General features: G+C 37.0%; 1 protein-coding gene. It reads right to left on the bottom strand.

The features are described from left to right. Nucleotides 1–66 precede the first annotated feature (66 nt). On the bottom strand, nucleotides 67–5,025 hold the full coding sequence (locus tag ACFIK1_RS08675; protein ID WP_375662595.1) for a DEAD/DEAH box helicase: 4,959 nt from the start codon (nucleotides 5,023–5,025) through the stop codon (nucleotides 67–69). Nucleotides 5,026–5,672 lie beyond the last annotated feature (647 nt).

Genomic DNA, 5,672 nt, shown 5'->3' with positions numbered 1-5,672 from the left:
TAACAAGAGAGGTATAGATTATGGTTATAAGATTCTATACCCCTTTGTGAGTTTAGCAAGCCAAGTCTATTCAGTTTCTCTTATTTCTAATTTTGGTAGATTTTTTACGATTTTCATTGTTTCTAAACTTACGGTAATAACCCTTTGAAACAACTCTAGAGGGTAGGCGGGGTTGCCAACGGTTTCAACAGCATAACGATTGGCATCATTAACAATGCCACTCTTTTTATCAGTCTTTACACATTGACGCCCCATAACCCATTCAAGAGCGGGCTTGCCATTGACGATATACTCATAAGCTTCAAGAGGGATATCTGTTATGGTAATATTGCTATTATAAATAACAGTGGTTTTATCTTTCTCTTTACCTGCTTTTGCGAATTTCATTTCAGTCACATAATAGAATTTCTCAGGATTAGAGATCTCTGTCTGTTTTGGATTACCTTTTTTAAAGGTCACTGGATAAGGCTCTATGCTTTCATAATTCACGTGCAAATGACCTAGTTCACGCCCTGCTGTTACAAACTTCCAAAAATCATCAGCACTCTTTACACACGGGATACGAGGCAACTCTTTAGAAAGGTTATCAGCATAACGGGCACGATAATCTTCCGAATGCAAAATTCCATAAACGTAATAGAATAGATCATCTTTAGTGATAGTTTCATTAGGATAAGCCACTTTAAAATGGTCTAGACCTTCATCAGTAATGGCATCACGCTTCTGTAAATCAGCTGTTTTACTTTCTTCTGTAAATAAATGGGATTGTTTCTCACTTTTACTTTTTGAGACCGTAGTGTCTTCGTAAATATAGCGCGGAAAGCATTGACCATTCTCTATTACCTTAAAATCAGGCACAGTCTTACTCATCAAAACAGAAAAGTCTTTCATTGACCCTATGCCGGTAACGTGTATTACTTTATTTTCAACTGCTTGTCCCATAGGAAATATATGCGGCATTTGAAAAACTGACTCATTAAAGGTGCGATCATAATAGAGCCACTGTCGTGTAAAAGGGCGATAAAGGCTTTGAATAAGGCAATTATTCTCAAATTTGGAAAATTTGCTTCTTACCAATTCTTGTTTGAGAGTAGTACTCCAACTGATCTTTGTTGCATCAATGTTAATGAAATTGTTTACAATTTTATTACGTGTTTTACGGTCAGCATGAGGACAGGTATCTTTAAAACTTTCTACTTCACTATTATAAAAAGTGATCATAGCACTCATATTTTGTATTAAAGCTTTATGGCTTGCATTATATGTCCAAGCGTCACGACTCGTTACGATACCACACGAAAAATTTTTAAATAGCTTTTTATCATTACCTTTCTTATCACCTATGGCTAAAAATGCTTTAAAACTGTCATCACGTTGATCAAGCCAATCATTATGTCTATCCGGCTTTATTATTCTCCAACCTTGTTTGCTTTGTGTAATACCATCAATACTCTTAAATTTTTCAATTATCGTAAGCTTTTCTTTTCTCGTGAGGTAATCTCCAATATCACGAAAATATATCTTACCATGCTGTTGTGCATTTGGATTTTTAACCAAAATAGAAATTGCTATAGGAGCACGAGAGCCTTCACCAAAAATCTTACCACCTTCTTTACGAGAAATTTCTCCAGAGGTTCGTTGATTACCCCGCAAATGGAAAACATAAAGGCTACTAAATTCTTCAACAAGGCATTTTCGTAAACCGTCCATAGCATGACCACTGATAAATCCTGCGTTCGTGACAAATCCAATAACACCACGCTCTTTTATGCGGTCGCTTGCCCAGCAAATTGCTCGTATATAGCTATCATAAAGTTTATTTCGATTTATTATTTTTGTTGAATTCGATATATATTTCTTACGAATACGATTATCTAATATAAAATAAGAGGTATTCGGATTATTATCATTAGCACTCTTTTGTCCTACCGAATAAGGAGGGTTACCAAAGATAACTTCAATATTTAGATTTTTCTGATGTTCCAAATATTCACTGTTTTCTTTAAATAATTCCTGTAGCAGGTTCTTCTCTTCAAGCATCCGGAATGTATCGGTTAAGCCAATATGCTTAAAAGGGATATACTCACCTTTCATGATACTATGATACGTCGATTCAATGTTAATCGCTGCTATGTAATAGGCTAAGAGAACAATCTCATTGGCATGGATATCATGACGGAATTTGTATTCCATATCCTCTGGTTTGATCAGTTTAGATTGTAACAGCCGCGTGATAAAAGTACCCGTTCCGGTGAAAGGATCAAGGATAGAGACACCCCGTGATCCCAAGCTTTTTCCAAACTCTTGCTCTAAAACATCATTAACGGAATGAATGATAAAATCAACAACCTCAACGGGCGTGTAAACAATTCCAAGCTTATCTGTGGTTTTCTTAAATGCCTTGGCAAAAAAACTTTCATAAAGTTTGATAATAAGATTCTGTTTTGCATGAGTTTCTGTAATACCTGCTGTACAGAATGTGACACTTTTGTAAAATTGATCAAGATCTTTGGTTTTTTCTTCAATGTTCGTTTTATCCAGTTCTCTTAAGATCTTGTCCATTGCTTGCGAAATGGCATTGTTCTGTACAAATTCATTACCGTAAAATAAAGCTTCAAACACGGGACGCGTGACAAGATGTTGCGCTAACATCTCAATCGCTTCCTCTTGCTTGATTTCACTGTTGACGTTGTTCTTTAATTCCTTATGGAATGCATCAAAGGCGTGAAAGGCTTCACTCTTTTCATCGGAAATCATATCTTTAAGATGATTGATATGGTTTTGAGCAATCTCAGCAACATTGTTCGCCCAAATGCCCCAATAATCCGTGATTTTAAAACTATCCAGAAAAATGGCTTTGACAAAATCAAAAAATTCAGAACGGCGGAATAGGTCTCCTTGTCCTCCAGATACCGATTGAGATTTGCTTTCTGCTGTTCCAATGACACGTCCAGAACTTTCTGCTTTTGATGGTATCGAGATCTCATCAACCGTTGTGGTGAGTTCTTGTAATTCATTGGCACGCTTAATCTCTATAATCTCAATCGTATGGCTGCTATCTTGTCCTAAAGACATTTGATTAATCGTCCGAGCAAGCCTTTCATCATGAGAATGTAAAGCATGCAAAACTTGCCAAACAACACGGTATCTCTTATTGTTTTTTAAAGCCTTTTTGGCTTCTAAGCGTGAAGGAATGATAATGGGTAAAATGATATAGCCCGTTTTCTTATTTGGCGCACGACGCATCACACGCCCTACCGCCTGTATCACATCCACTTGGCTATTACGCGGGTGTAAAAACATGATGGCATCAAGAGCAGGGACATCAATCCCTTCAGACAGACACCGAACATTGCTTAAAATCCGACAAACATTTTGCCCCGCATCTTCTTTAAGCCAATCCAATTCCTCATTGCGTTTTTTGACGCTTTGCGTTCCGTCAATATGTCTTACTTCACAGTTTAGAAAGGGAACGGTTTGAAGGAAATCATCAATATGAGATTTGATAATTTTATTAAAGAGCTTTGTTATATATTGAGAGGTGTTAATGTCTTTGCAAAAAGCTAAAGCACATTGCATGGGCTCTGTATCATCATCATCAACAGCCGCTTGCTTATCTATTTTGGTAAGTGCTCTATAACAGCCAATAATTTTTGCCGCATCATCTAAATCAATTTCACGGTTTTCATTGGCAATAATCTCCTGTATGGCTGGTGTGATATAGGTTTCATTAATACCCAAGACCACAATCTTGTAAGGAGTTAAAAGTTCATTATCGACAGCTTCCGCGAAGGTATAATGATGAAGTTGTTTGCCATAAAGGGTTTCATCGTCCATAGATGCCAAAACAGCATTGATCTCATCCGCCCGCCTTTTAGCAGTGTCACTAAAGATACGCGGCGTTGCTGTCATATACAGACGTTTTTTGCCCCGAATGATGCTGTTATCGTGAACCTTGATAAATTCAGATTCATTGTCTTCAGTTCCCAATGAAGCCCCAGTTGTTCTATGGGCTTCATCACAGATGATCAGATCAAATTCGGGTAAACCATGCTCTTTTTGTGCATCCGAAATCACTTGGATAGAATGATAAGTTGAAAAGACCACGGTCATTGCATCTGCTAGGGATTCACAAGCTTCTTTAGCAAGGGCTTGAGCATCTGTTGTAGCAGGGAGAACAAGATCTGATGTTTCCATGCCAACAATATCATCTTGGTTCTTACGACGCTTGCCTACTTTTGTATCCGAACACACAGCAAAAGAACGCAAAGGTACTTGTGCATCGGCTGTCCATTCACGGATTGTTTGTGAGACTAAAGCCAGAGAAGGGACCAGAAACAAAACACGCTTGCCTTTCCCAGCAAGGGTTTCTGCTATCTTCAAACTGGTGAAAGTCTTCCCCGTACCACATGCCATGATCAGCTTGCCACGGTCTGCTTCTTTTAAACCTTCACAGACTTTCTTGATGGCTTCTTCTTGATGGGAATGAGGCTCTTTGGTTGATTTCAGAACCACTTCTTGTTTTGTTGCAAATATTTGCCAATCTATCCGACTGTTTTCCATATGACGAAGGTCAATGCGATAAACGGGTATCGCTTGTCCTTTAATCATGGTATTCACATTGTCACTTAATTCCACTTCTGTGCTGTCAACGAGAAGACGATATTTAAAGATGTCTTTTCCAGATGCCGCGATAAAGCTATCAATATCCTTTTTACTGATCTGATGATCTGCTTGATAAAACTTACATTGAATAGCGACATAACCCTCTTGATTGCGAAGTTTGGCAACCAGATCAATGCCGATATCATTTTTATTCCAACCTTCACGCTCTTTCGCCCATTCATAATAGCTCTCAACTTTTTCATATCGCCCATAGTGGAGAGGGTCATACATAAGATATTTTGTCACAAAATCTTCAAATACTTTCCCCCGTAGAGCATTTGATGTTGCCTGTTCACGATAGGATTGTAAAAGGGAGCGTAAAGTGATGTGTTTGTTATCATACTTAATAGATTGCAGCATATTGTAATAAAAATCCCTTGCCTTATGATATGATCAATAATCATCAAAAGAATCAAAACGAATTCAATTAAATGCATTTAAAGCAAATAACGATAAAATGGGAAAAAACTGCTAAAAAAGCCGATATTTTTTCAAAAGGGGTTTAAAAGGCTGTTTATCAACAGCCCATGGNGTGCTTTTAAGATATCATAATGAGTATTTTGATAGGTTTTATGAGTCACTAAAATAGTCTATTTTGTCAGTTTAATTTACTGACACAAACTGACAAATATATATTATGGATTGTATTTAAGGTTGTATTGTCGATATAGGTTGTATCATTAAAATGCTAACATATTGAAATATAATGTTTTTAATTTTCTCTCATTTAAAAAAATAATATAGGCTCTAAAAAGAACTGACAACACTGACAGCACTGGACAAAACTCTTCTGTTCAGATCATTATCTTTGGAGAAAGGTTGCTTAATGCGCTGTACAGAGAGTTTTGCCTATTTGAGTAGAAAGTTTTAAAAGAGATTTCTTATTGTTTTATGCTGTTGTTTTTGACGACAGGATGTGCTTGATCGCATGATGTCTCGTTTATATGCGTGTTGAGTGGCTTAGAGGAGCTGGAGAGTGAATTTATCTCTAATTATTGATAAATATA

This window comes from Bartonella sp. OC16QHHD, assembly GCF_042194035.1.
Lineage (GTDB): Bacteria > Pseudomonadota > Alphaproteobacteria > Rhizobiales > Rhizobiaceae > Bartonella.
The sequence above is the reverse complement of the archived record's forward strand: the minus strand, read 5'-3'. Positions and strand labels throughout refer to the sequence as shown.